Source organism: Schaedlerella sp. (assembly GCF_056796775.1).
Genome location: NZ_JBQIKP010000005.1, coordinates 73,284 through 94,745, shown reverse-complemented (window position 1 = coordinate 94,745; position 21,462 = coordinate 73,284). Strand labels below are relative to the sequence as shown.

At 51.8% G+C, this 21,462-nt stretch carries 20 protein-coding genes; 1 reads left to right on the top strand and 19 read right to left on the bottom strand.

Annotated features, from left to right (window positions below):
• Positions 1 to 76: 76 nt before the first annotated feature.
• From ACTOY7_RS04230 to ACTOY7_RS04195, 8 genes are all read right to left on the bottom strand, one after another.
• Positions 77 to 1,546, bottom strand: a complete 1,470-nt coding sequence (locus tag ACTOY7_RS04230) for a peptidoglycan D,D-transpeptidase FtsI family protein (RefSeq protein WP_330690586.1) — start codon at positions 1,544 to 1,546, stop codon at positions 77 to 79.
• Positions 1,464 to 3,098 carry an FtsW/RodA/SpoVE family cell cycle protein gene (locus ACTOY7_RS04225; protein WP_482670269.1) on the bottom strand — a complete coding sequence of 545 codons (1,635 nt, stop codon included), beginning with the start codon at positions 3,096 to 3,098 and terminating at the stop codon, positions 1,464 to 1,466. The genes ACTOY7_RS04230 and ACTOY7_RS04225 overlap by 83 nt, the downstream gene beginning before the upstream one ends.
• Entirely contained in the window at positions 3,098 to 5,689 is a 2,592-nt protein-coding gene (locus ACTOY7_RS04220; RefSeq protein WP_300884356.1) for a U32 family peptidase, read from the bottom strand. Before ACTOY7_RS04220 ends, ACTOY7_RS04225 begins: the two co-directional genes overlap by 1 nt.
• Positions 5,690 to 5,827: 138 nt before the next feature.
• Positions 5,828 to 6,238 carry a cell division protein ZapA gene (locus ACTOY7_RS04215; protein WP_004080740.1) on the bottom strand — a complete coding sequence of 137 codons (411 nt, stop codon included), beginning with the start codon at positions 6,236 to 6,238 and terminating at the stop codon, positions 5,828 to 5,830.
• Positions 6,239 to 6,321: 83 nt separating this feature from the next.
• A complete protein-coding gene (gene ruvB / locus ACTOY7_RS04210) occupies positions 6,322 to 7,320 on the bottom strand; it encodes a Holliday junction branch migration DNA helicase RuvB (RefSeq protein WP_300884357.1) in 999 nt (332 codons plus the stop codon).
• Between the two features lie 101 nt (positions 7,321 to 7,421).
• A complete protein-coding gene (ruvA, locus tag ACTOY7_RS04205) occupies positions 7,422 to 8,024 on the bottom strand; it encodes a Holliday junction branch migration protein RuvA (protein WP_300884358.1) in 603 nt (200 codons plus the stop codon).
• Between the two features lie 29 nt (positions 8,025 to 8,053).
• On the bottom strand, positions 8,054 to 8,551 hold the full coding sequence (locus tag ACTOY7_RS04200; RefSeq protein WP_300884359.1) for a Gx transporter family protein: 498 nt from the start codon (positions 8,549 to 8,551) through the stop codon (positions 8,054 to 8,056).
• Between the two features lie 46 nt (positions 8,552 to 8,597).
• Positions 8,598 to 8,951, bottom strand: coding sequence for a NusG domain II-containing protein (locus tag ACTOY7_RS04195; protein ID WP_160280406.1), 354 nt, complete (start codon positions 8,949 to 8,951; stop codon positions 8,598 to 8,600).
• Between the two features lie 198 nt (positions 8,952 to 9,149).
• On the opposite strand from ACTOY7_RS04195, the gene ACTOY7_RS04190 reads away from it, so the two are divergent.
• Positions 9,150 to 10,127 carry an FAD:protein FMN transferase gene (locus ACTOY7_RS04190; RefSeq protein WP_160280407.1) on the top strand — a complete coding sequence of 326 codons (978 nt, stop codon included), beginning with the start codon at positions 9,150 to 9,152 and terminating at the stop codon, positions 10,125 to 10,127.
• A 32-nt stretch (positions 10,128 to 10,159) separates the two neighbouring features.
• Here ACTOY7_RS04190 and ACTOY7_RS04185 read toward each other — a convergent pair whose 3' ends face one another.
• The 11 genes from ACTOY7_RS04185 to ACTOY7_RS04135 form a co-directional block, all read right to left on the bottom strand.
• On the bottom strand, positions 10,160 to 10,969 hold the full coding sequence (locus tag ACTOY7_RS04185) for a ZIP family metal transporter (protein WP_300884361.1): 810 nt from the start codon (positions 10,967 to 10,969) through the stop codon (positions 10,160 to 10,162).
• A gap of 85 nt (positions 10,970 to 11,054) precedes the next feature.
• Entirely contained in the window at positions 11,055 to 11,942 is an 888-nt protein-coding gene (locus ACTOY7_RS04180; RefSeq protein ID WP_160280408.1) for a helix-turn-helix domain-containing protein, read from the bottom strand.
• A gap of 291 nt (positions 11,943 to 12,233) precedes the next feature.
• On the bottom strand, positions 12,234 to 13,046 hold the full coding sequence (locus ACTOY7_RS04175) for an RnfABCDGE type electron transport complex subunit B (protein WP_160280409.1): 813 nt from the start codon (positions 13,044 to 13,046) through the stop codon (positions 12,234 to 12,236).
• A 16-nt stretch (positions 13,047 to 13,062) separates the two neighbouring features.
• Positions 13,063 to 13,638, bottom strand: a complete 576-nt coding sequence (locus ACTOY7_RS04170; RefSeq protein ID WP_016294417.1) for an electron transport complex protein RnfA — start codon at positions 13,636 to 13,638, stop codon at positions 13,063 to 13,065.
• Between the two features lie 13 nt (positions 13,639 to 13,651).
• Entirely contained in the window at positions 13,652 to 14,362 is a 711-nt protein-coding gene (gene rsxE, locus ACTOY7_RS04165) for an electron transport complex subunit RsxE (protein ID WP_016294418.1), read from the bottom strand.
• A complete protein-coding gene (locus ACTOY7_RS04160) occupies positions 14,359 to 14,970 on the bottom strand; it encodes an RnfABCDGE type electron transport complex subunit G (protein WP_300884362.1) in 612 nt (203 codons plus the stop codon). Before ACTOY7_RS04160 ends, rsxE begins: the two co-directional genes overlap by 4 nt.
• Positions 14,970 to 15,836: an RnfABCDGE type electron transport complex subunit D gene (locus ACTOY7_RS04155; protein ID WP_394684003.1), complete on the bottom strand. Its 867-nt coding sequence runs from the start codon at positions 15,834 to 15,836 to the stop codon at positions 14,970 to 14,972. Before ACTOY7_RS04155 ends, ACTOY7_RS04160 begins: the two co-directional genes overlap by 1 nt.
• Positions 15,837 to 15,917: 81 nt before the next feature.
• On the bottom strand, positions 15,918 to 17,237 hold the full coding sequence (rsxC, locus tag ACTOY7_RS04150) for an electron transport complex subunit RsxC (protein WP_482670268.1): 1,320 nt from the start codon (positions 17,235 to 17,237) through the stop codon (positions 15,918 to 15,920).
• A gap of 242 nt (positions 17,238 to 17,479) precedes the next feature.
• Positions 17,480 to 19,429, bottom strand: coding sequence for a bifunctional 4-hydroxy-3-methylbut-2-enyl diphosphate reductase/30S ribosomal protein S1 (locus tag ACTOY7_RS04145; RefSeq protein ID WP_160280414.1), 1,950 nt, complete (start codon positions 19,427 to 19,429; stop codon positions 17,480 to 17,482).
• Between the two features lie 69 nt (positions 19,430 to 19,498).
• Entirely contained in the window at positions 19,499 to 20,155 is a 657-nt protein-coding gene (cmk, locus tag ACTOY7_RS04140; RefSeq protein ID WP_482670267.1) for a (d)CMP kinase, read from the bottom strand.
• A gap of 12 nt (positions 20,156 to 20,167) precedes the next feature.
• Positions 20,168 to 21,460 (bottom strand): BaiN/RdsA family NAD(P)/FAD-dependent oxidoreductase, encoded by a 1,293-nt coding sequence (locus ACTOY7_RS04135; protein WP_482670266.1) that lies wholly within the window; start codon positions 21,458 to 21,460, stop codon positions 20,168 to 20,170.
• Positions 21,461 to 21,462: the final 2 nt, after the last annotated feature.

The window sequence follows — 21,462 nt, the reverse complement described above, 5'->3', positions numbered from 1 at the left end:
TCCGGCAGACGTCCTTCCAGCCTCTCACGCTTCGGCACGGCCCATAGGCTTACCACTACGGATAACGGCATTTCTGTTAATAATAGTAAGCATCCAATATCTGCTTCGCGATCGGCACCGCCTTGGCGCCGTCATTGCCGTCATATCCTTCCACGATCACGCTGATGACCAGCTCCGGATTGTCTACATTGGTAAATCCCATGAACCAGGAATGCATCTTTTCCCCGTCGTCCATCGCATACTCGGCCGTACCGGTCTTTCCGGCTGCCGTATAGCTCTGGCCGCTCAGCAGCATCCCGGTTCCCTCGTCTACGACCGCGCGCATATAATCCTTCAGCTGTGCCGCCTCATCAGAAGAGATCAGCTTCCGATAGCTTTTCGGCACATTTTTCTTGATCTCTCTGCCCGTATGGTTGGTCACCTTTTCCACAAGATAAGGTTCCATCAGGATTCCGCCGTTGGCAACCGCCGATGTGATCAATGCCATATGGTAGGGGCTGACCAGCGTCTTTCCCTGTCCCATGGCAGTCATCATGACTTCCGCCTCCCCGGTGCTCTGATCTACGGAAAAAGAGCTCTTCGTATAATCCAGCATACACGGAAGCTTCTTATTGAACAGCAGATCCTCCGCCGTTTTCGCATAGGAACTGCGGTTCAGGGACAATCCGATGTTGACGAAAGACGCGTTGCAGGAATTTGCAAAGGAGCCCCGCAGGTTCTCGAAGCCATGCACCGTACTGTCAAAACAGCGGATCGTTACGTCATTGGATGTGATCTCCCCCGCACATTCGTAGGTATAATTTTCATAATCCGGGTGCTCCCGCATATACTCCAGCGCCGTCACCACCTTAAAGGTAGATCCCGGCGCGTAGGAGCCCTGGGTGGCGCGGTTGAGCATCGGGCTGTTGTCCTCATCCGCGTTCAGATACGACCAGTTCATCTCTATCTGATTCGGATCATAGGACGGCTTGGACAGCATCACCAGGATTTTTCCGGTGGATGCCTCCATCACGACCACAGCCCCCTTATTATCTCCCAGCGCCTGATAAGCCGTCTGCTGTAAGCCTGCGTCCAAGGTGGTCACCACCGTATCTCCCCGGTGCTTCTGATCCTGAAATTCGTCCTTCATCTTTTCCAGGAAAAACGCGTTGGAGCTCAACAGTGAAAAATTCTCCACAGATTCCAGCCCGGTCTTTCCCAGCTCTGGATGGTTGTATCCGATCACATGAGCAAACAAATCCCCGTAAGGGTACTGCCGCATCTCTGTACCGTCCTCCGCCACCTCCGTATGGGCAAGGGTATTTCCGTTCCTGTCCGAAAAATCTCCCCGAATGACCAGATCCGCAAAGTTATCTTGCCGCGCGTTGTAAGGGCTGTTCACGATATCCTTTGCCCGAACCGCGGTAAAATAAAGCAGATACCCCATCATTGCAAGGAACAGCAGCACAAAAAAATAGGTGATCCTAGCGAATTCTTTGTTTTGGAACTTCTTCGAATTTGGATTTTCCTTTTGTCGTTTTTTTATTTCTCGATCCTCTCTGCTCATCTCTTAATGCTCTCTCTCTTCCTGGCTCCTCCTGTCCTGCCCTGGTCCGTCTCTGTCCCGCGCCCTGGCGTCTCGCTCCCTCCGGATCTGTTCCGGAGCGGCGGCCCGGGTTCTGCCGCTGGGATCCTGGGGAATCCCCGCTTTTTCGTCCGCCTCCGTTCTGGCCTGCCGCCGTCCTTTCCCGGGCTTCCCTGGCTGCCCGCTGGCGCCGCCGTCTGGCTGCCATCTCCCGTTTCATTTCCAGTTCCTCTTCCTCGTCCTCACGGATGATGTAAAGTCCCTGAATGATCCCGATCATGATCATAGAACTCAGGATCGAGCTTCCTCCATAGCTAACAAGGGGCAGCGTCACCCCTGTCGAGGGAATGAACTTGGTCACTCCGCCGATGGTCAGAAACACCTGGAAAATGTAACAGGTTCCAAGCCCCAATGCCACCAGCTTATAGAACGGATTGCGCAGCTCCATGGCAATATTCAAGAACATCACATAACAGCTCACACAGATCAGGATCAGGCAGAGCGCAAAGATCACACCCAGCTCTTCCGCAATCGCGGAAAAGATAAAATCCGACTCTGCTACGGGAATCATATCCGGGCTTCCCTGGCACAGTCCCATGCCGAACCAGCTTCCGGTCCCGATGGCAAACAAAGACTGGGCCACCTGATAGCCGCCTTCATTATAAGACGCGAAAGGATCCTTCCACGCCGCCACACGTACTTTAATGTGGGCAAACAGATGATAACCTGCCACCGCCGCCAGACTGCCTGCCCCAAGCCCTGCCGCGGCATACAGCGGCTGCTTTGTCGCCACGTACAGCATGACCAGGTACACCACAAACAAAATCAGCGCCGCGCCCAGATCCGTAGACACCACCAGGATCAGCACATGACCCGCTGCCACCGCCGTAGTGATCACCACATTTTTAAATTCCGTAGAATTTTTCAGGCTGGCCGCCACATAAAATACAAACAGGATCTTTACAAATTCGGAAGGCTGGATCCCGATCCCGCCTATGGTAAATCCCAGCTTCGCCCCGCCTGACGTGGCGGCGAACACTGCCACCAGCAGAAGCGCCGCAAATCCGACTCCCGCATAGATATAGACCCAGTCCGCCAGAAATTTCAGCTTTCGGATCAGGACTGGAACGACCAGGCCGAACGCGGTCCCCAGGGCGATAAAGATGAATTGCTTCACCGCGCTTTCATAGGACAGCCGTGTGATCATGATCAGTCCCGCGCTGAGCAGCATGCACATGTTGTTCACGATCAGCCTGGATACATTCGGATACAGGATCGAATACAGAAGGATGACCGCGACTAAAAGAACCACCTGTACCGCAAAGAACAGCAGGAGCTTGTGTTCCTCTGTTTTCAGGTACATCACCGCATAGGCCAGAAACTGCATCATGAACATCAGTACATTCTGCAGAATATAGGCCCGTTTTTCATCTTCCTCGTAACTCTGCGCAAAGATCGAGAAACAGGAAAATGTATAGGCGGTCATCAATAGGATGATCATATACTTTGAGACTTCAACAATAATATTAACCACTATAAAACTCCCCTTCGGAAATGCCCCCGCGTAAAGCGGCTGCCTGACTGGTGAGGATCACTTCCTCTTTCCGTATCGTTTTTAAAATCCGGGTGACTTCCGGCTGTTTTTTTCTGCATCCCTTCTGAAAATGCCTGGATGCATTCCTGCAGGATCCGACTCGTCTGTTCCCCATCTTCCACGGAAAACTGCAGCCTGAGCCGGGAAGGGCCAATTTCCTTCAATGCCGCTTTTTCGTCAAACAGACATAGCGGAACTGAATTATAAATGATATTATAGCAGTCCTCACAGCGGTTTTCCACTAAAAACGGATTTCCGTACCGATCCGTCAGTTCCCTTATATTTTCGTTCGGATTCCCTCCTCCGGAATACTCCGCTTTCGGTTTGGCCTGCTTTCGGCATCGATCTACGGTTTTCGCAAGACACTGCGCAGTCACCATGACCGGAAGGTATCCATAGACCAGCATCTCCATATGCTCTGCTCCCAGATGCAGGATCTCGTTCCGGTTCAATTCCACAGGCACGGTAAATTCCCGTACCCCCTGTTGATTCCAGAATGCCTTCGCAGCCTGGTTCATAACATACACATTATGATCCAGGATCACATTTCTGTCAATTCCCGAAATCCATCCGCCCGCTTTTCTGTCCCTGCTGCTGTTCCCAGCCTGACCGGGCGCCCGCAGTAACCGCTCCTTTTCTTCCGCGCCGTTCCAAAGCGCAAAGCCTTCATAATTCCGCAGGAGGATCCCGTCAAAATGGATCCGTTCAAAGCATCTCATCCGAGCTTCCCACATCCGAACCGCCTGCTCGCGGAAAATATGCGGCACCCCAAGGAATACCTCCCGCCCCTGCGCCCGAAGCCAGCCGCAGCGATCCGCCAATGCATCTCCGGCGCTGAGCATCCCCAAGGCCGCGCTGTCTATATAGACTCGGGAAACTTCGGGAAACGCGCACACCTGGTCCAGCTGAGACATGGTCTGTACCAGCGCCGAAAACTGAAATGACCCTGTCCGGCTTCCTTCTTTTTCCGTCAATAGCCCTGTTCCGATCCGATCGATATCCGGCTGCCTGTCTTCCTGATGCGCTGACTGCATATCTGGTCTGTGATACTGCATGCATATTTTTTTGCGCAGTTCCTCCAGTACCCGTCTCCGCAGCTCATTGATCTGCTGCATCGGCAGAAATACCCCTTCCTCCAGATCCATCTCCAGATTATCAAATTCAAATTCCGTATTTCCGGTCTTTTCCAGCTGCTTTCGGATACGCGCTTCATCCAGCGGGCTTTTCTCCGCCTGTTCCACTGCAATCTCCGAAACAGCCTGCGCGGACACTTCGCCCATGCATACCGTCATCATGGCAGGTTCTTCAGAATAAAGTCTTAAGAAACCATAAATTTTTTCTTTTCGTTTTCCCTGCTTCTGGAAATCCCGGAGCTCCTCGAGCAGCTTTTCATTTCTGATCCGGTTCAGGACAAGTCCTTTTTCCAAATGCTTCCCCTTCGGTAAAGGAATCGTGATCCGGCTGCCCTTCTCATGATCTTTGCCAAAGGTATGATCTCCCTGCTGAGGAAATGCAAGAACATCCCCCCTGTGGATCTGAGTCAGCGCCTTTACAGTCACTTCCCTGCCCTTTTGATCCATGACCTTTACGGCAGGCACCCCGGCATGGTTCGGACGGTCTGACGCGAACATATCCCTGCCGTTCTTCTGCTGATAATAGCCTGTATGGAATCCGCCCCGATTATACAGATCCAGCAGCATTTCCTGATCCTCTTCGCTGACACGGAACCCTTGTCTGCCTGACTTCTGATACAGGTCCACATACTTCCGGTACATGGACGTCACTCCGGCAACATATTCCGGACGCTTCATCCGCCCTTCGATCTTGAAGGAATCAATCCCCGCTTCGATCAGATCCGGGATCAACTCCAGCGTACAGATATCCTTCAGGCTCAGCAGATACCCCTTTTTACCGCCCGATGCATAGCGCAGGCGGCAAGGCTGCGCACACTGCCCCCTGTTCCCGCTCCTTCCTCCGATCAAACTGCTGAGCAGACACTGGCCGGAATAGCAATAACAGAGTGCGCCGTGGACAAAGCATTCCATTTCCATCCCGACAGCATGTTTCATTTGCCGGATCTCCTCCAGGGACAGCTCCCTCGCCGGAACGACACGCACGGCGCCGCATTCCTTCAAAAACCTGGCGCCCTCTGCCCCGGTGATGGTCATTTGCGTACTGGCATGGATATCCAGATCCGGGAAGCAGGTACGCACTACCTGAAACACGCCGATATCCTGTACAATCACTGCATCCAGCCCGCCCCGGTACAGGGGTTCCAGGTAGCGGTAAAGCTGCGGCATCTCCTGATCCTTCACGAGTGTATTGACAGTCAGATAAAATCTTCGCCCGTGCAGATGCGCTTCGTCGATTGCTTCCAGAAGCTGCTCCTCGGTAAAGTTCTCCGCATATGCACGCGCACCAAAATGAGGGCCGCCTGCATATACCGCATCCGCCCCTGCCGTCAGCGCTGTCCGGAAGCTGTCATATGACCCTGCCGGAGCCAGTACTTCCACACATCGCCCTCTGTTCATTTTTAAATCTTCTCCGCAATATTGGATGTCCCGTCTTGAAATCATAGCCTCCCGCACATACTACCGAAAAAATCTCTATCCCAAACCGCCGCGAACCTGTCAATCCTCACTGCCGCGCCCGCGCGCAAAAACGGGAATTTACTTTCTTCGATTCTTCATCTCGGTTTCCAGTTTCACGATCTGCATCTGCAGGTCATTATTTTCTTCCTTCATCTTCGCCAGTTCTTTTTCCGCGTTCTCCAGCTTGATCTGGACAGATATCAGCTCGTGCTTCAAGTCGTACATCTCTTTGTCTTTCAGTTCAATGTCGCTTTCCAGGGAATCTCCCTGCTTCTTCGCTTTGAAGTAATCATCCGCAATATTCAAGGCAAGGAGTACATTGCGAGTGTCTGCGCTCTGCTTGCGGTAACCATCGCTGTTCGCACATTCCGTAATCTTATGGTTCAGATAAGAAGATACCTTCTGCAGATATTCTTCTCCCTCAAATCCGCTTAAAGTATAAACTTTTCCTCCGATGAGTACTTCTGTAAAATGTTTTGCTGAACTCATAGCTTCCTCCCCTTGCGTTTCTTACTTGTTATTATAAACTATCCGACAGCAAAAACCAACTGTTTTTTCCATGAATTTACAGTTCACTGGCCAGCCGGTATCCCTAGATGGGCGTAAGCCAGCTCGGTCGCCACGCGTCCCCGCGGGGTCCGCTGTATGAATCCGTTTTTCAGAAGGTACGGCTCATAGACATCCTCCAGGGTTCCCGCATCCTCGGAGATGGATGCCGCCAGAGTATCCAGTCCCACCGGTCCCCCCTGAAACCGTTCGATCATCGTCAGAAGGATATTCCGGTCAATATTGTCCAGACCGTACTTATCCACATCCAGAAGATCCAGGGCATAATCCGCCACAGACTCCGTGATCACACCGTCATACTTGACCTGAGCAAAATCGCGCACACGCTTTAATAACCGGTTGGCCAGACGCGGAGTCCCTCTGGAACGCTTTGCCAATTCCCTGGCCCCCTGTTCCTCGATCTCCACCTCCAGCACACGGGCGGAACGCAGGATGATGGTCGTCAGCTCTTCTTCTGTATAGAATTCCAGATGATGGATGACCCCGAACCTGTCCCGCAGCGGAGCGGTCAGCATCCCAGCGCGTGTGGTCGCCCCCACCAGGGTAAACTTCGGAAGATCCAGGCGGATAGAGCGTGCCGTCGCCCCTTTCCCGATCAGGATATCAATGGCATAATCCTCCATTGCAGGATACAGGACCTCCTCAACCTGGCGGTTCAGACGGTGGATCTCATCCACAAACAGAATATCGTTTTCCTGCAGATTGTTCAAGATCGCCGCCATCTCCCCCGGTTTCTCGATGGCCGGCCCGGAGGTAATCTTGATATTTACCCCCATCTCATTGGCAATGATCCCTGCCAGGGTGGTCTTTCCCAGCCCCGGCGGTCCGTAAAACAGCACATGATCCAGGGCGTCGCCCCGCTCCTTCGCCGCACTGATATAGATGCCCAGCGTCTGCTTTGCCTTCTCCTGCCCGATGTAGTCCTTTAAACGCTGCGGGCGGAGATGATTTTCTATTTTGATATCTTCTTCCAGATTTTCTGTTGTTATGATCCTCTTTCCCATATGTCTCCCCTGTTATGTAACCCCGTACTGCGATTTCCTGCTTGCAGGTACTGCGGGAAAACAGCTCAAGCAGCTTGATCTGTCCGCGCATGTTGTTTTATTTAGAAATTTTTCAGCGCGGCCTTCAGCACTTCCTCCACTGTCGCGTCTTCCAGCCGCACCTTCTTCACGGCCTTTAAGCTCTCCGTACTTCCATAGCCAAGCGCCACCAGCGCCTGGACCGCCTCGGACTGTACCGACGTCGCCCCAGAATCCGCTGCTGCCGCGGGAATCCCTTCCTCTGCCGGATGCAGCATATCGTCCAGATCCAACTTATCCTTCAATTCAATGATCAGCTTCTCCGCCGTCTTTTTCCCGATTCCCGGAGTTGCGGAGATTGCCTTCACATCTCCCGCCAGAACCGCAAACCGCAGATCATCCGCAGAGAGCTGGGACAGGATTCCCAATCCCCCCTTGGGCCCGATGCCGCTGACTCCGATCAGCAGTTTGAAGATTGCCAGATCATCCCTGGTCAAAAAGCCGAAAAGCTGCATGGCATCCTCACGGACATTCAGATAGGTATGGAGCTTGACCTCGCTTCCCATCTGGGGCAGAAGTCCCATAGAACGCTCCGGCATAAAAACTCCATAACCCACGCCATGGACATCTACGATCACCTTATCCCTCTCCATCGCTGCCAGATTTCCTCTGATATATGATATCATCCCTGTACTTCTCCTTTTGTATCTCTAAATCATGACTCGAACCGGAAGTTTCCAAGCCGCTTTAATACCTGCTCTGCCACGGTACCGATCAGCAGCCCCGTCACCACCCCCGCGATCAGAAGTACCGGAAAGTAATACCCGACCCGGTAAGTCTCCACGGCTGCCATCGCTACAAGGAGCTGACCCATATTGTGGAATACGCCGCCCGCCGCGCTGACTCCCATCACACTGAACCTCCCGGTTCCTTTCAGAACAGCCATCACAAAAAGGCTCAGGATCCCGCCTGCCAGACTGTACACGATGCTGAACAGGTTTCCGAACAGAAAACCGGACAGGATGACCCGTACTACAGAAAGAAGCAAGGCTTCCCTTGCATTCCTTTTATATAGAAGGATCACAGTCAGCAGATTGGCGAGTCCCAGCTTGATCCCGGGAATCCCGAACCGGATTGGGATCAGACTTTCCAAATAGCTGAAAATAAGGGCCAATGCCGTAAATACACCGAAATATGCCGCTCTGTTTTTCAAATGGATTCCTCCTGCGTTCACTGTGCCAAATTCTATTCTGCCCCGGTCAGGTCACCGCGTCCACTTCCCGTTCCTCACCGCCCACAATGGAAATCACCACTTTATTGGGCAGGCAGATGATGCTCTCCCCCTCCCGTGAGATTGCCTTCTGGTTCACACACAGCTTGTCCGGGCAGTCCGCCCATACCATGTCCGCCTTCCCGTCCTCAATCACCAGACGGTTTCCATCCCCAATCTCAACCGTACGGTCTTCAGAAATAGGCCAGGAGCCAAATACTTCCCCATCTATCGTAACCTCTGCCATGCCATCCTTCTGCTGCGGACGTGAAAAATGGATTCCAAGAAAAATGGCTGACACCGCCAGCACCACTGTGATCAATATCCAGTCATTTCTCTTCATAACGCCTCCTGTTGCTCTGTCATTTGCTCTGAACATCATACCATATCCCTTTCCAGATTGCAACACCTTTCGAATATCTGTTCGCCCAAAAATAAAATATCAAACCGGCGTGAGAATAAAATGATTGTATTTCTTCTTTTCCCCGGATATAATGTAATTGTTGCTTTGCAAAAAATTCCACCTGTAAGGAAAATATCTATGAAAAAAGTGAGTTTTTTTTCTCTCATCATTTTGCTTCTTCTGCCGCTTGCCTCCTGCTCTTCTCCGCGTAAGGATGAGAAGTTGAGTGTCACAGGCATTTATTTTGATACGGTGATCCAGATTGACGCATGGGGTGTCAGCACTTCTGTTTTGGATGAATGTAAGAAAATCTGTGAAAATTATGAGTCTCTTTTCAGTAATAAGGTCAAGACCAGCGAAGTCTCCCGGATCAACGCCTCCGCCGGAACCCCTGTTAAGGTATCACAGGAAACGGTCGATCTGATCTCTCTGGGACTGAGATACTGTGAGCTTTCCAGCGGGAAATTTGACATCACCATCTCGCCGCTGAGTGATCTTTGGAATTTTACGAATCATACGGAGCATACGGTTCCTGATGCCGAGGCAATCGAAGAAGCCCGCTCCCATGTAGATTACAGAAAGGTTCTGGTGGATAAAAAGGCCTGTACGGTCACTCTGCTGGATCCTCAGGCTAAAATAGACCTAGGCGGTATTGCCAAGGGATACATTGCCGACCGTCTGAAAGAGTATCTGAAAAAAGAGGGGGTAGAGCATGCCCTGATCAATCTGGGCGGAAATGTGCTCACCCTTGGGGCATCCTTTGACGGCAGCCCCTTCCGCATCGGCATCCAGAAGCCCTTTGATGAACAGAATGCGCCCATTGATATTTTAGAGATTCAGGACCGCTCCGTAGTTTCCTCCGGGGTTTATCAGCGGTACTTTAAAAAGGACGGCAGGCTGTACCACCACATCCTGAACCCGGAGACAGGCTATCCTTATGCCAATCAATTGCTACAGGCAACGGTCATCACCGACTCTTCCGCAGACGGGGATGCCTTAAGCACCTGCTGTTTCGCCCTGGGACTGGAGGAAGGCAGCGCACTGATTGAAAGCCTGAAGAATGTACAGGCCATCTTTGTGACCGAAGACTACCGCTTACACTATGTGGGATATTAAAAGCTGTATGCGGCAGTCTGATTCATCTATTTCTATCCCAGCGCCACATCCAGCGCCATCATGACCGTAAAGCCTGCCGCAAACAGAACCGTTCCGAGATTGGAGTGGCTGCCTTCGGACATTTCCGGGATCAGTTCCTCCACAACCACATAGACCATGGCGCCTGCCGCAAAGCTTAAAAGGTACGGTAGGAGCGGAATAATGAATCCCGCCATGAGAATCGTCAGGACTGCGCCAATCGGTTCCACCGCGCCGGAAAACGCGCCGTAACGGAACGCTTTTCCTTTGCTGACTCCTTCCGCCCGCAGGGGCATGGAGATGATTGCGCCTTCCGGAAAGTTCTGTATCGCGATCCCCAGGGAAAGCGCCAGCGCCCCCATGGCCGTGATCCCGGCCTCCCCGGACAGCCAGCCGGCGTAGACCGCTCCCACCGCCATACCTTCCGGCAGATTGTGGAGCGTCACCGCAAGCACCAGCATTGTGGTTTTCTGCAGGCTGCATTTCGGCCCCTCCGCTTTGCTGCTGTTCATGTGCAGATGGGGAATGGTCCGGTCCAGAAGCAGCAGGAAAAAGATTCCTAGCCAGAAGCCGATCACCGCAGGCAGAAAAGCCCACTGCCTCATGTGCGCCGCCTGCTCCATAGCCGGAACCAGCAGGCTCCATATGGAAGCCGCCACCATCACCCCCGCCGCAAATCCGGTCAGCGCCCTCTGCACCAGAGGATTCAGCCGATCCCTCATAAACAGCACGCAGGCGGACCCAAGCACTGTCCCAAGGAACGGTATCATAAGACCCAAAAGTGCCTTAGTCTGCATCGCATTCCCCACTGAAATCCCACCCATAAAAAGTCCTCCAATCATTACATTTTGTGTTAGTATTCGCTAACCACCTTTCAAATATACTACTTTTGCTGCCTTTTTGTCAATACTATTCCCTATACATCCCATTGAGTATCAGCGTCACGATCCCGCAGAGCATCCCGCCGATCGGATAGACAATCCAGCATTTCTCCCACATCTCGTACCCCAGCCCGGCGATGAAGAAAAGAATCGTAGCCATGATCATGATGCATCCGCACCAGACGGCAACCAACTGATCCTTACGGCTCTTAACCGATGAGTTCTCTTTGTTGTATTCTTCCACATTGTATTTTGACTTCTGCATCCCCGCATATACAATGGTACAGATTCCGACTGTAAAAAAGAACATGGGTACACTGTCATAAATCTCTTTCGTACATCCTGCCGGAACCGGAAATCCTTCTGACATGGCCGCTGCCAGGGCTCCTGCAAAGAGAATCCCGATTCCGGCAATGATCCGCACCCGGAATCTGTTTTCCGCAAGTTCCAGCTCTTCCTCCTTGTAAAAAGGGTTGATATGCGGATGCTTTTTTGCAAACCTGCTGTGCTGCATTCCGCCCTCTATGATGATCAGTATCCCTGTCATGGCAACGAATAAGAATATCGTGTTCACAAAATAATCCGGCTTTTGAAATGCTTCTCCCAGGATCTGCAGAATCAGGCCGAACAGGATCACTCCGATTCCGGCCACAATCTTTACGGAAAACTGGTTCATATGCCGGTCATATCCCATTGTATCCTCCTGCAGACTTTCCTGCACGTTCCCCCGCAGCAAAACATCCATCGTGCAGCCAAACATATCACAGAGCTGGAGCAGCTTCTCCATCTCCGGATAAGAGTTCTCCGATTCCCACTTTGAGATTGTCTGCCTGGATACACTCATCTGCTCTGCAAGCTGTTCCTGTGTAATGTCATTTCTCTTTCTATAAAACTGTAGATTTTCTCCAAAACTCATTGCATTTCCTTCCTTTCCTGAATCCACATTCTCGCTTTCGCAGTATTTTTATTTTACAGCAGTCCGGACTGTCTGTCCGCATTATAGGGAAAATTCCATGTAAATACAAGCAGATTGCTGTTGCTTTTGAAGAAAATCATGTAAACTTGCGGTTGCATCATACAAAATCTAAGGAAATGTCTAAGAAATCGTCTGAATATATTCAGGAAGGCTTTTCGTTTGCCAAACGTGAAACTAAAATCGGAGGAGTCAGAAAACATTTTCTGACTCCTCCTGTAAATGTCTCAATATTTATGATACCGGTATCTTCCGCGGCGTAATGATCTTCCGCGGACACTTATCCGCGCAGACGCCGCAATTGGTACATTTTTCCGCATCAATATGTGCCAGGAAATTGGTCACCTTGATGGCGCCCGCCTCGCAGTTGCGCTCACACAGCTTACAGCCGATACAGCCCACAAGACATACATCCATCAGAGACTTTCCTTTGTCATTCGAATTACACTGTACAAACGTCTTCTGGTCATAAGGAACCAGCTCGATCAGCTTCTTCGGGCAGGCCGCGATACATTTTCCGCAGGCCTTGCACTTTTCCTTATCCACCACCGCAATCCCTTCCACGATGTGGATTGCGTCAAAGGGACACGCCTTCACGCAGGAGCCGTAGCCAAGGCACCCATAATCGCAGCCCTTCGGCCCGGTATCCTGCATCATGCTGGCCATGGTACAGTCCTGGATGCCATAATATGCATACTCATCCTGCGCCTTTTCACAGGTTCCACCACATTTTACAAATGCGGTTTGGCGCGCCTGGTCTCCGGCCGCCTGACCCATGATGTCGCCGATCTGTGCCGCCACCGGGGCGCCGCCCACCGGACAGGCGCCGACTTCTGCTTCACCTTTGACAATGGCCGCAGCCAGTCCGGAACATCCCGCGTATCCGCAGCCGCCGCAGTTATTTCCCGGAAGGACGCCAAGGATGGCTTCCTCACGTTCATCCACTTCAACGGCAAATGCTTTGCCGGAGATTCCAAGGAAGACGCCGATCAACAATCCGGTCCCGCCGACGATCACGGCGGCCAGTAAAATTCCTGTCATGCTCATGCTTTTTCTTCCCTCCTTAAATCAATCCGGAAAATCCGAAGAACGCGATCGCCATCAGGCCGGAGGTTACCAGCACAATGGGAGTTCCCTGGAATGATTCCGTAATGTCATTGTATTCGATCTTCTCCCGGATCCCTGCCATCAGTACAATGGCTACCGTAAATCCGACTGCTGTGCCGATCCCGTAGATCAGACCTTCCAGAATGCTGTAAGACTTCTGCACATTGGTCAGAGCAACCCCCAGCACCGCACAGTTGGTCGTGATCAGCGGAAGGTATACGCCCAGCGCATTATAAAGAGGAGGCATTGCCTTCTTTAAGAACATCTCCACAAACTGCACTAGCGCCGCAATGACCAGGATAAATACGATGGTCTGCAGATATTCCACATGCGCCGGAACCAGGATGCCTTTATAGACGATACTTGTCACGAGGGAAGCAATGGTAATAACGAAAATTACCGCTCCACCCATACCGCCTGCAGTCTTTACATTTTTGGAAACGCCGAGGAACGGACAGATTCCCAGAAACTGGCTGAGTACGACATTATTTACAAATGCGGAGCCAACCGCGATCAATAATAATTCTTTCATCTTCTATCCCCTCCTACTCTGTTTTTCCCGCTTCTGCCCCAGAGGTGCCTGCTCCGCAGACTGCTTTCTTGCCGCAGGACGCACAGTCCGTACCGCATCCGATGAGTTCCGCCCTGGGATCGCCTTTTGCCTCTGCGCGCTTCTTCGCCTTGTTCTGCAGGGCGGTCAGTCCTGCCAGTACGAAAAAGGCTCCCGGCGCCAGGATAAAGATCGTGATCGGTTCATAAGAGGAAGGCAGAACCTGCATATTGAATGCCTTGCCGGAGCCCAGCAATTCCCGCACAATACCGATAGCGGTCAGACCTACCGTAAAGCCAAGCCCCATTCCGAGACCGTCAAAAATGGACGGGAGCACCGGATTCTTGGAAGCATAGCTTTCAGCTCTTCCCAGGATGATACAGTTTACTACGATCAGCGGGATATAGAGTCCCAGCGACGCATACAGGCTGGGGACAAATCCCTGCAGCAGAAATTGTACAATAGTCACGAAGGACGCGACTACAACGATAAACGCCGGGATACGCACCGAATCCGGTATGATCTTCCGCAGCATGGAAATCAGCATGTTGGACAGTACCAGAACGACTGTGGTGGAAAGTCCCATCCCGATTCCGTTGATTGCCGACGTAGTGACCGCCAGCGTAGGACACATCCCAAGCATCAGCACGAAGGTAGGATTTTCTTTGATCAGGCCATTGTACAGCCTCTCCGTATACTTATTCATTGAGCACTACCTCCTAACACATTCTGAAAATAAACCAGCGCAGAGTCCACGGCATTGGTCACGGCATTGGTCGTGATGGTAGCGCCGCTGAGCGCGTCGATCTTATCATCCCCGTCCTCTCCGCTTTTTGTATAGGAAAACTTCTCCACCTGCTTATCCTTGAACTGGTTTTTAAACTCGTCTTCATCCGCCTTCATTCCCAGGCCGGCTGTCTCGCTGATCTCCAGCATCTCGATTCCCTTTACCGTGCCGTCGGAAAGGATCCCTACGGAAATCTTGATATCTCCGCCATAGCCTTCGTGGGAGGTGACTGTGATCACATATCCCATCACTTCTCCGGAAGCATCCTTAGCTTCCGCCACTTCTGTAATATCATCTCCGGAGTAGCCTGCTTCCAGCAGCGCATCCGCCGCCTTGGCCGGGTCCAACGTCTCATCCACCGTAAACTCCGCCGCGTCTGCAAGGACCGTCTTATAAGCCTCCTGCTTCGCATTTTCCTGGGCCTGCGCAATCGGAGCCTTGGTGATCTCATAGACCAGCCCGAGAAGACAGCCCGCTACAATCGTAATGGCCGACAGGATCAGGGTATTCTTTACTATTTTATTCATTATTTTTCTCCTCCTTTACCAAATGGTTTTGGAAGAGTAACCTTCTCGATCAACGGAACCAAAAGGTTACTGATGATGATCGCATAGGATACGCCCTCCGCGGAACCGCCGAACAGACGGAACAGTCCGGTCAGCACTCCCAGGCAGATTCCATATACGATCTGTCCTCCCTTGGTGATGGGGGAGGTCACATAATCGGTGGCCATGAACCAGGCTCCCAGCATCAGGCCTCCTCCGCAGAGATGCGCGGTAATATACTGGGGATCAAATCCATGCCCGCCGAACAGCGTGATGAAAACCGCAAAGGTCACAATATATGTACCCGGGATCCGAAGATCAATGATTCCCATCAGGAGCAGGAACATGGCTCCCAGCATGATCGCCAGCACGGAGGTCTCTCCGATGGTTCCCCGAATGTTCCCCACCAGCATGTTCATGGAGTTGACCGCTTCCCCTGCCTTTAATTCCGCCAGCGGAGTCGGCCCGGTCACACCGTCATATACAAAATAGGTCATCCGGCCGGTAAAGGAGATCAGAAGGAAACACCTTGCACCCAGCGCCGGGTTCATGAAGTTCTGTCCCAATCCGCCGAACAGCTGCTTCACTACCAAAATCGCGAACACGGAGCCCAGTGCCCCCATCCAGAGCGGCAGTGTGGGCGGCAGATTTAATGCCAGGAGCAGACCTGTGACTACGGCACTAAAATCCTTGATCGTGATCGGTTTTTTCATCAGTTTCTCGTAAATGTATTCTGTCAGCACTGCCGCGCCTGTGGTAACCACCACAAGCAGCCATGCATTCTCATGCCGGAAATTATAGATTCCGAAGAAAGTAGCAGGCAACAGTGCGATCACTACCATCAGCATGATATTGCTGGTTGTCACCTTATCCCGGATATGGGGGGAGGATGATACGTTTAATTTTCCATTCACTGTTCTTTCACCTCTCTATTTCTTCTTTTTATTTGCCAAAGCAATTTTTCTCATGGAACCGATGGACTGCTTCAGCGGGCGCTTTGCGGGACAGACATAGCTGCAGGAGCCGCACTCCACACACTCCAGCCCATTCTGTGCCGTAAAGGTTTCCTCATCGTGACGCTCCGCATAGTCCGCAAGCCTGGACGGAATGATCCGGCTGGGGCAGACCTCCACGCAGCGGCCGCAGTTGATGCAGGGAGTGGACATGGCCTTAGCCACAATGTCCTCCTGGAATGCCAGAATGGCGGAAGAAGTCTTTGTCACCGGCGCATCCAGCGTGATCATGGCAAATCCCATCATGGGGCCGCCGGAGATCAGCTTTTCCGGTTCCCTTTTGAATCCACCTGCCGCCTCGATCAGCTCCCGGTGGTTGGTTCCCAGGAGAACCTTGAAGTTCCCCGGCTTCTCCACCGCGTCTCCGCTGACGGTCACGATCCGCTCGGTCAGCGGCCTGCCGTTGATCACCGCGTTGTGAATACCGATCAGTGTCTCCACATTATCCACGATGCAGCCTGCGTCTGCCGGAAGCATAGTGGAATTGATGGCACGCTTTGTCAGCGCATAGATCAGCTGGCGTTCTGCGCCCTGGGGGTACTTGGTCTGCAGCGCGCAGACCTTCATGCGGGGTTCGTCCTTGATGGCTTCCTGCAGCTTTTCGATGCAGTCCTTCTTGTTGTCCTCCACGCCGAAGATTCCCTGGGCATGCTCGAACATGGACAGGATGACCCGCATCCCGCTGACCAGCTCCTCGGTGTTCTCCAGCATCCTTCTGTAGTCGGCTGTGATGTATGGCTCACACTCCGCGCAGTTGGCAATGATATATTCAATTTTGTCCGGCTCCTTCGGAGAGAGCTTCACACGGGTCGGAAAGCCTGCGCCTCCCATACCGACGATGCCTGCATCCCCGATCCGGGTCAGGATCTCATCACGCGTCATCTCAGAGAGCGGCTTCATCGGAGCGGCTTCTGCTTCCTTGTACTCTCCGTCATTCTCAATGACGATACAGTCCACATTGCTGCCCGTCGGATTGAAATGCTTCTCCAACGCTTTCACCGTCCCGGACACGGACGCATACACAGGCGCGGATACAAAGCCGCCCGCATCTGCGATCTTCTGGCCTTTTAACACATGGTCGCCCTTTTTCACAGCTGCGATGGCCGGAGCGCCGATGTGCTGGGAAAGTGGATATACCAGATCACCCTGCGGCAGCACTTCCGTAATCGGCTGGTCTTTTGCCAGGCTCTTGCCGTCATTGGGATGGATCCCACCTTTAAAAGTTAAAAGTCCCATTCTTTTACCCTTCCTTTCTTTGATCCGCTGCTATTCTAATTCTTATGAGCCTGAGAATAGCAGCTCTTTTTCACATGATATTATTCTACAGTACTTTGTATACAAAATCCAGTAAATTTCGTGATTTTATTGTATCTTTCCGCGAACATCTTGTCGCTCTTTTAACATAAAAAGAGCGGAAACGCTTTTTGTCTCCGCTCAGTTTTGTTTTTCCAATCATTCACTGAATCATGCCGTAGTCCTTATTCCGCGTCTGCCATTTCAGACATCTCAATGGCCTTCATACTCAGGCTGATCTTCTTCTCCGCCTCGTTGAGATCCACGATCTTCGCCTGAATCTCCTGTCCGATGGAAAGAACATCCGACGGCTTATCCACATGCGCTCTGGAAATCTGAGATACATGAAGCAGTGCGTCTACTCCGGGCGCAAGCTCTACGAAGGCGCCAAAATCTGTCATACGCGCCACTCTTCCGGTGATCACGGAACCAACCGCAAAATCCTCGGAAGCATGTGCCCACGGATTGGTCTCCGGGAACTTCAGGCTGAGTGCCACCTTTGTATCGTTGATATCCTTAACAAGAACCTTCAGGTTGTCGCCGACCTTGAAGACCTTCTTCGGATTCTCGACTCTTCCCCAGGACATCTCGGAAATATGGAGCAGGCCGTCAACGCCGCCCAGGTCCACAAACGCACCGAAGTCCGTTACATTCTTCACTACACCCTCGATCGTATCTCCAACCTGCAGACGCGCGAACAGCTCTCTCTGCTTCTCTGCACGCTCCGCAACCAGAAGCTGCCTTCTGTCACCGATGACACGGTTTCTTCTCGGATTGAATTCACTGATCACGAACTCAATCTCTTTTCCGTCGTATTTGCTCAGGTCTTTCTCATAAGAATCTGAAACCAGGCTTGCAGGAATGAAGACACGCACACCCTCTACCTCCGCGCATAATCCGCCGCCAAGGATCTGAGTCACCGTTGCCTTCAGCACCTCTTTATTCTCAAAGGCTTCCTTCAGCCTTTCATTACTCTTTTCAGCCGCCAGTCTCTTATAAGTCAGCAACACCTGTCCTTCTCCGTCATTCACCTTCAGCACCTTCACTGTCATGGCGTCCCCTACGGAAACCACCGTTGTCAGGTCAAGAGAAGAATCATTGGAATATTCATTCTTTGTAATAATACCGTCTGCTTTATATCCAATGTTAAGAATGATCTCATCGGGTTTTACATCGATTACTGTCCCTTCTACAACTTCTCCATTGTGAATTGTCTTGAATGACTCGTCTAACATCTGTTCAAATGATAATTCTGACATTACTTGAACCTCCTCAATTATTTTGTTGGGCGTGGACGCCCCCGCTGTAATACCTACTGTTTCCACTGACCCTAATTGATTCAAATTCAAATCGTCAAGTGTCTGTATGTAGTACGTATCCTTACATGCTTTCGCACATATTTCAAATAACTTCTGGGTGTTAGAACTGTGCTTGTCTCCAATCACAATCATTGCATCCACCTCTTCCGCAATACGCAGGGCCTCCATCTGACGTTCCTTTGTTGCATTGCAGATTGTATTTAAAACAATTATATCATAACTCTTTTCGGAAATAATTTCAACTAAATCTTGAAATTTATTGTAATTAAATGTCGTTTGGGCCACGACACAGGCTTTTTTTTCATGATTTTTGGAATTATTTCCCTGTTTTGAGAAGAAATGCTCGATTATTTTGGAATTTTCTTCTATCTCTTCCGCATTTTGGATGATCACCGCGTTCTCCCCGGCCCATCCTCTTATCCCCTTCACCTCCGGATGATTCGGATCACCGATGATGATCACAAAATTTCCCTTTTCACTTTCCTCCCGGACGATGTTGTGGATCTTTTTCACATAGGGGCAGGTTGCGTCTACGATGGAAATGTTTTTAGCCTCCAGCTTGTCGTAAATCCGTTTTTCTACTCCATGGGAGCGGATGATGACCGTGCCCCCGGCGAGGGCATCCAGCTCTTCCTCTGTCCGAAGGACTGCAGCCCCCCGCGCCTGGATATCCTTGATCACTTCCTCATTGTGGATGATAGGGCCGAAGGTATAGATCCGTTCGCCGCCGCAGTGCTCCAGCTCCCGGTATACCGTATCAACGGCACGCCTCACGCCGAAGCAGAAGCCGGCGGTTTTTGCTAATTTGACTTTCATGAATATCGGTTCCTTATATCTAAATTTTTTCCGACTATGCGGTTACTATATGAACCGGCGCAGCCGAATTTACCTGCATAATCTGACAATCGTCTCTACCACCTCCGGGATAGTCATATCCGAACTGTCCACCAGAACGGCATCCTCCGCCTGACGCAGCGGCGCGGTCTCCCGGTTCATGTCCCGCTCATCCCGTTCCCGGATATCCTTTGCGATCTCATCGTAATCGCAGGTCAGCCCTTTTTCGGTCAATTCATCGAATCTGCGCTTCGCCCGGGTTTCCACGCTGGCGGTCAGGTAAACCTTCACATCCGCATCCGGCAGGATGTTCGTTCCGATATCCCTGCCATCCATGATCACGTCTCTTTCTCTTGCCAGAGAACGCTGCAGCTCCAGAAGCCGCTCCCGCACCTCCGGAATAAGTGAGGTCATGGATGCCATGTTGCCCACTTCCTCGGTCCGCAGTCTGGAAGAAATGTTTTCTCCGTTCAGATAGACCTGCTGTACCCCTTCCTCATAGCGGATGCTGACCTCCGCTTCCCGGGCTGCCGCAATGATCCCTGCCGTATCCTCCGCGGCGATCCCCTTTTCCAGAAAGTGAACCGCCAGCGCACGGTACATGGCTCCGGTATCCACATAGATATATCCCTTCTCCTTCGCCACCAGCTTTGCGATGGTGCTCTTGCCCGCACCTGCCGGGCCGTCAATGGCTACATTATATCCCATCCTTGCTTCCTCCTATTCACTAAAAATAGCATTCCCCGCCGCGTATCCTGTGGACCAGGCGATCTGCAGATTGAAGCCTCCGGTCAGCGCGTCCAGGTCCAATACTTCCCCGGCAAAATAGAGATGTTTTACATGCCGGGATTCCATGGTGCCGGGGTCCACATCCTTCACACTGACTCCGCCCCGGGTGATAATGGCCTCCGAAAATCCACGAAGCCCGGTCAGAGTCATCCGAAAATTCTTGATCAGTTCCACAAATCGACGCCGCTCCTCTTTGGAGATCTCATGGACTTTTTTCTCAGGTGGGATGTTGCCAAGCTCGATCATGACCGGCTTCAGCTTTGCGGGAAACAGCTTGTCTACCGCGTTTTTAAACTGCTTATTCTTCTGTTCCTCAAAATCCCGCAATACCCGCTGGTCCAACTGCTCTGCCGTCAATGCGGGCTTTAAGTCAATTTTCAAGATTAGTTCTTTTTTTACAGGCCTCCTGGATGCCGTCTTTTCCTCCAGCATTTCTCCAAGCGCCTTCCCTGCCCCAAGCTTTCTTCCCACCACACTGCTGGCGCTTAAGATCACCGGGCCGCTGACCCCATAATGAGTGAACAGCATTTCCCCGAATTCCTCATACAGCTTCTTTTTCCCGTCGTAAACTGCCGCTGTGACATTGCGCAGGGAAAGTCCCTGGAGCTCTTTTGCGTACCATTCCTTCACCTCCATAGGCACCAAGGACGGCGCAAGCTCCGTCACTTTATGGCCTGAGCTTTCCGCAAACCGGTACCCGTCCCCCGTGCTTCCGGTAGACGGATAGGAAAGCCCTCCGGTTGCAATGATGCAGGCATCCCCTGTCTCTTTTTTTCCATTCTGAAAGAGGAGTCCCGAAAATGCGGCGCCGTCTGTCAGCACCTCCTTCACTTCACTGTGCAGATGCACCCGCACGTTCCGCCTCTCCATCTCCTTTTCCAGCATGCGGATCACATCGGAAGAATGGTCTGACAAAGGAAATACGCGATTCCCCCGCTCTGTTTTCGTGCGCAGTCCAATGCTCTCGAAAAACTCGATGGCCTGCTCATTGGTAAATCCATAAAACGCGCTGTATAAAAACTTGGGATTGCTGACCACAGAAGCAAACAGCGTATCCAGGTCGCAGGCATTGGTCAGATTGCACCGCCCCTTGCCTGTGATAAACAGCTTCTTGCCAAGCTTCTCATTCTTTTCATATACATGGACTTCATGTCCGTTCCCGGCGGCAGTCAGTGCCGCCATCATTCCGGCAGCCCCGCCGCCTGTCACCAAAACTTTACTCATGA

Coding starts and splice junctions, on each gene's coding strand:
- ACTOY7_RS04215 (WP_004080740.1), bottom strand. CDS start 6,238: ATGAGTTCAGCAAAACATTTTACAGAAGTACTCATCGGAGGAAAAGTT.
- ACTOY7_RS04185 (WP_300884361.1), bottom strand. CDS start 10,969: ATGGGTGGGATTTCAGTGGGGAATGCGATGCAGACTAAGGCACTTTTG.
- ACTOY7_RS04175 (WP_160280409.1), bottom strand. CDS start 13,046: ATGAGCATGACAGGAATTTTACTGGCCGCCGTGATCGTCGGCGGGACC.
- ruvA (WP_300884358.1), bottom strand. CDS start 8,024: ATGATATCATATATCAGAGGAAATCTGGCAGCGATGGAGAGGGATAAG.
- ACTOY7_RS04230 (WP_330690586.1), bottom strand. CDS start 1,546: ATGAGCAGAGAGGATCGAGAAATAAAAAAACGACAAAAGGAAAATCCA.
- ACTOY7_RS04155 (WP_394684003.1), bottom strand. CDS start 15,836: ATGCTGATGGTAGTGATCGCACTGTTGCCTGCTACTTTCTTCGGAATC.
- ACTOY7_RS04180 (WP_160280408.1), bottom strand. CDS start 11,942: ATGAGTTTTGGAGAAAATCTACAGTTTTATAGAAAGAGAAATGACATT.
- ACTOY7_RS04220 (WP_300884356.1), bottom strand. CDS start 5,689: ATGAACAGAGGGCGATGTGTGGAAGTACTGGCTCCGGCAGGGTCATAT.
- ACTOY7_RS04135 (WP_482670266.1), bottom strand. CDS start 21,460: ATGAGTAAAGTTTTGGTGACAGGCGGCGGGGCTGCCGGAATGATGGCG.
- ACTOY7_RS04160 (WP_300884362.1), bottom strand. CDS start 14,970: ATGAATAAAATAGTAAAGAATACCCTGATCCTGTCGGCCATTACGATT.
- ACTOY7_RS04195 (WP_160280406.1), bottom strand. CDS start 8,951: ATGAAGAGAAATGACTGGATATTGATCACAGTGGTGCTGGCGGTGTCA.
- ruvB (WP_300884357.1), bottom strand. CDS start 7,320: ATGGGAAAGAGGATCATAACAACAGAAAATCTGGAAGAAGATATCAAA.
- ACTOY7_RS04170 (WP_016294417.1), bottom strand. CDS start 13,638: ATGAAAGAATTATTATTGATCGCGGTTGGCTCCGCATTTGTAAATAAT.
- cmk (WP_482670267.1), bottom strand. CDS start 20,155: ATGGGATATAATGTAGCCATTGACGGCCCGGCAGGTGCGGGCAAGAGC.
- rsxE (WP_016294418.1), bottom strand. CDS start 14,362: ATGAATAAGTATACGGAGAGGCTGTACAATGGCCTGATCAAAGAAAAT.
- ACTOY7_RS04145 (WP_160280414.1), bottom strand. CDS start 19,429: ATGAAAGTCAAATTAGCAAAAACCGCCGGCTTCTGCTTCGGCGTGAGG.
- rsxC (WP_482670268.1), bottom strand. CDS start 17,237: ATGGGACTTTTAACTTTTAAAGGTGGGATCCATCCCAATGACGGCAAG.
- ACTOY7_RS04190 (WP_160280407.1), top strand. CDS start 9,150: ATGAAAAAAGTGAGTTTTTTTTCTCTCATCATTTTGCTTCTTCTGCCG.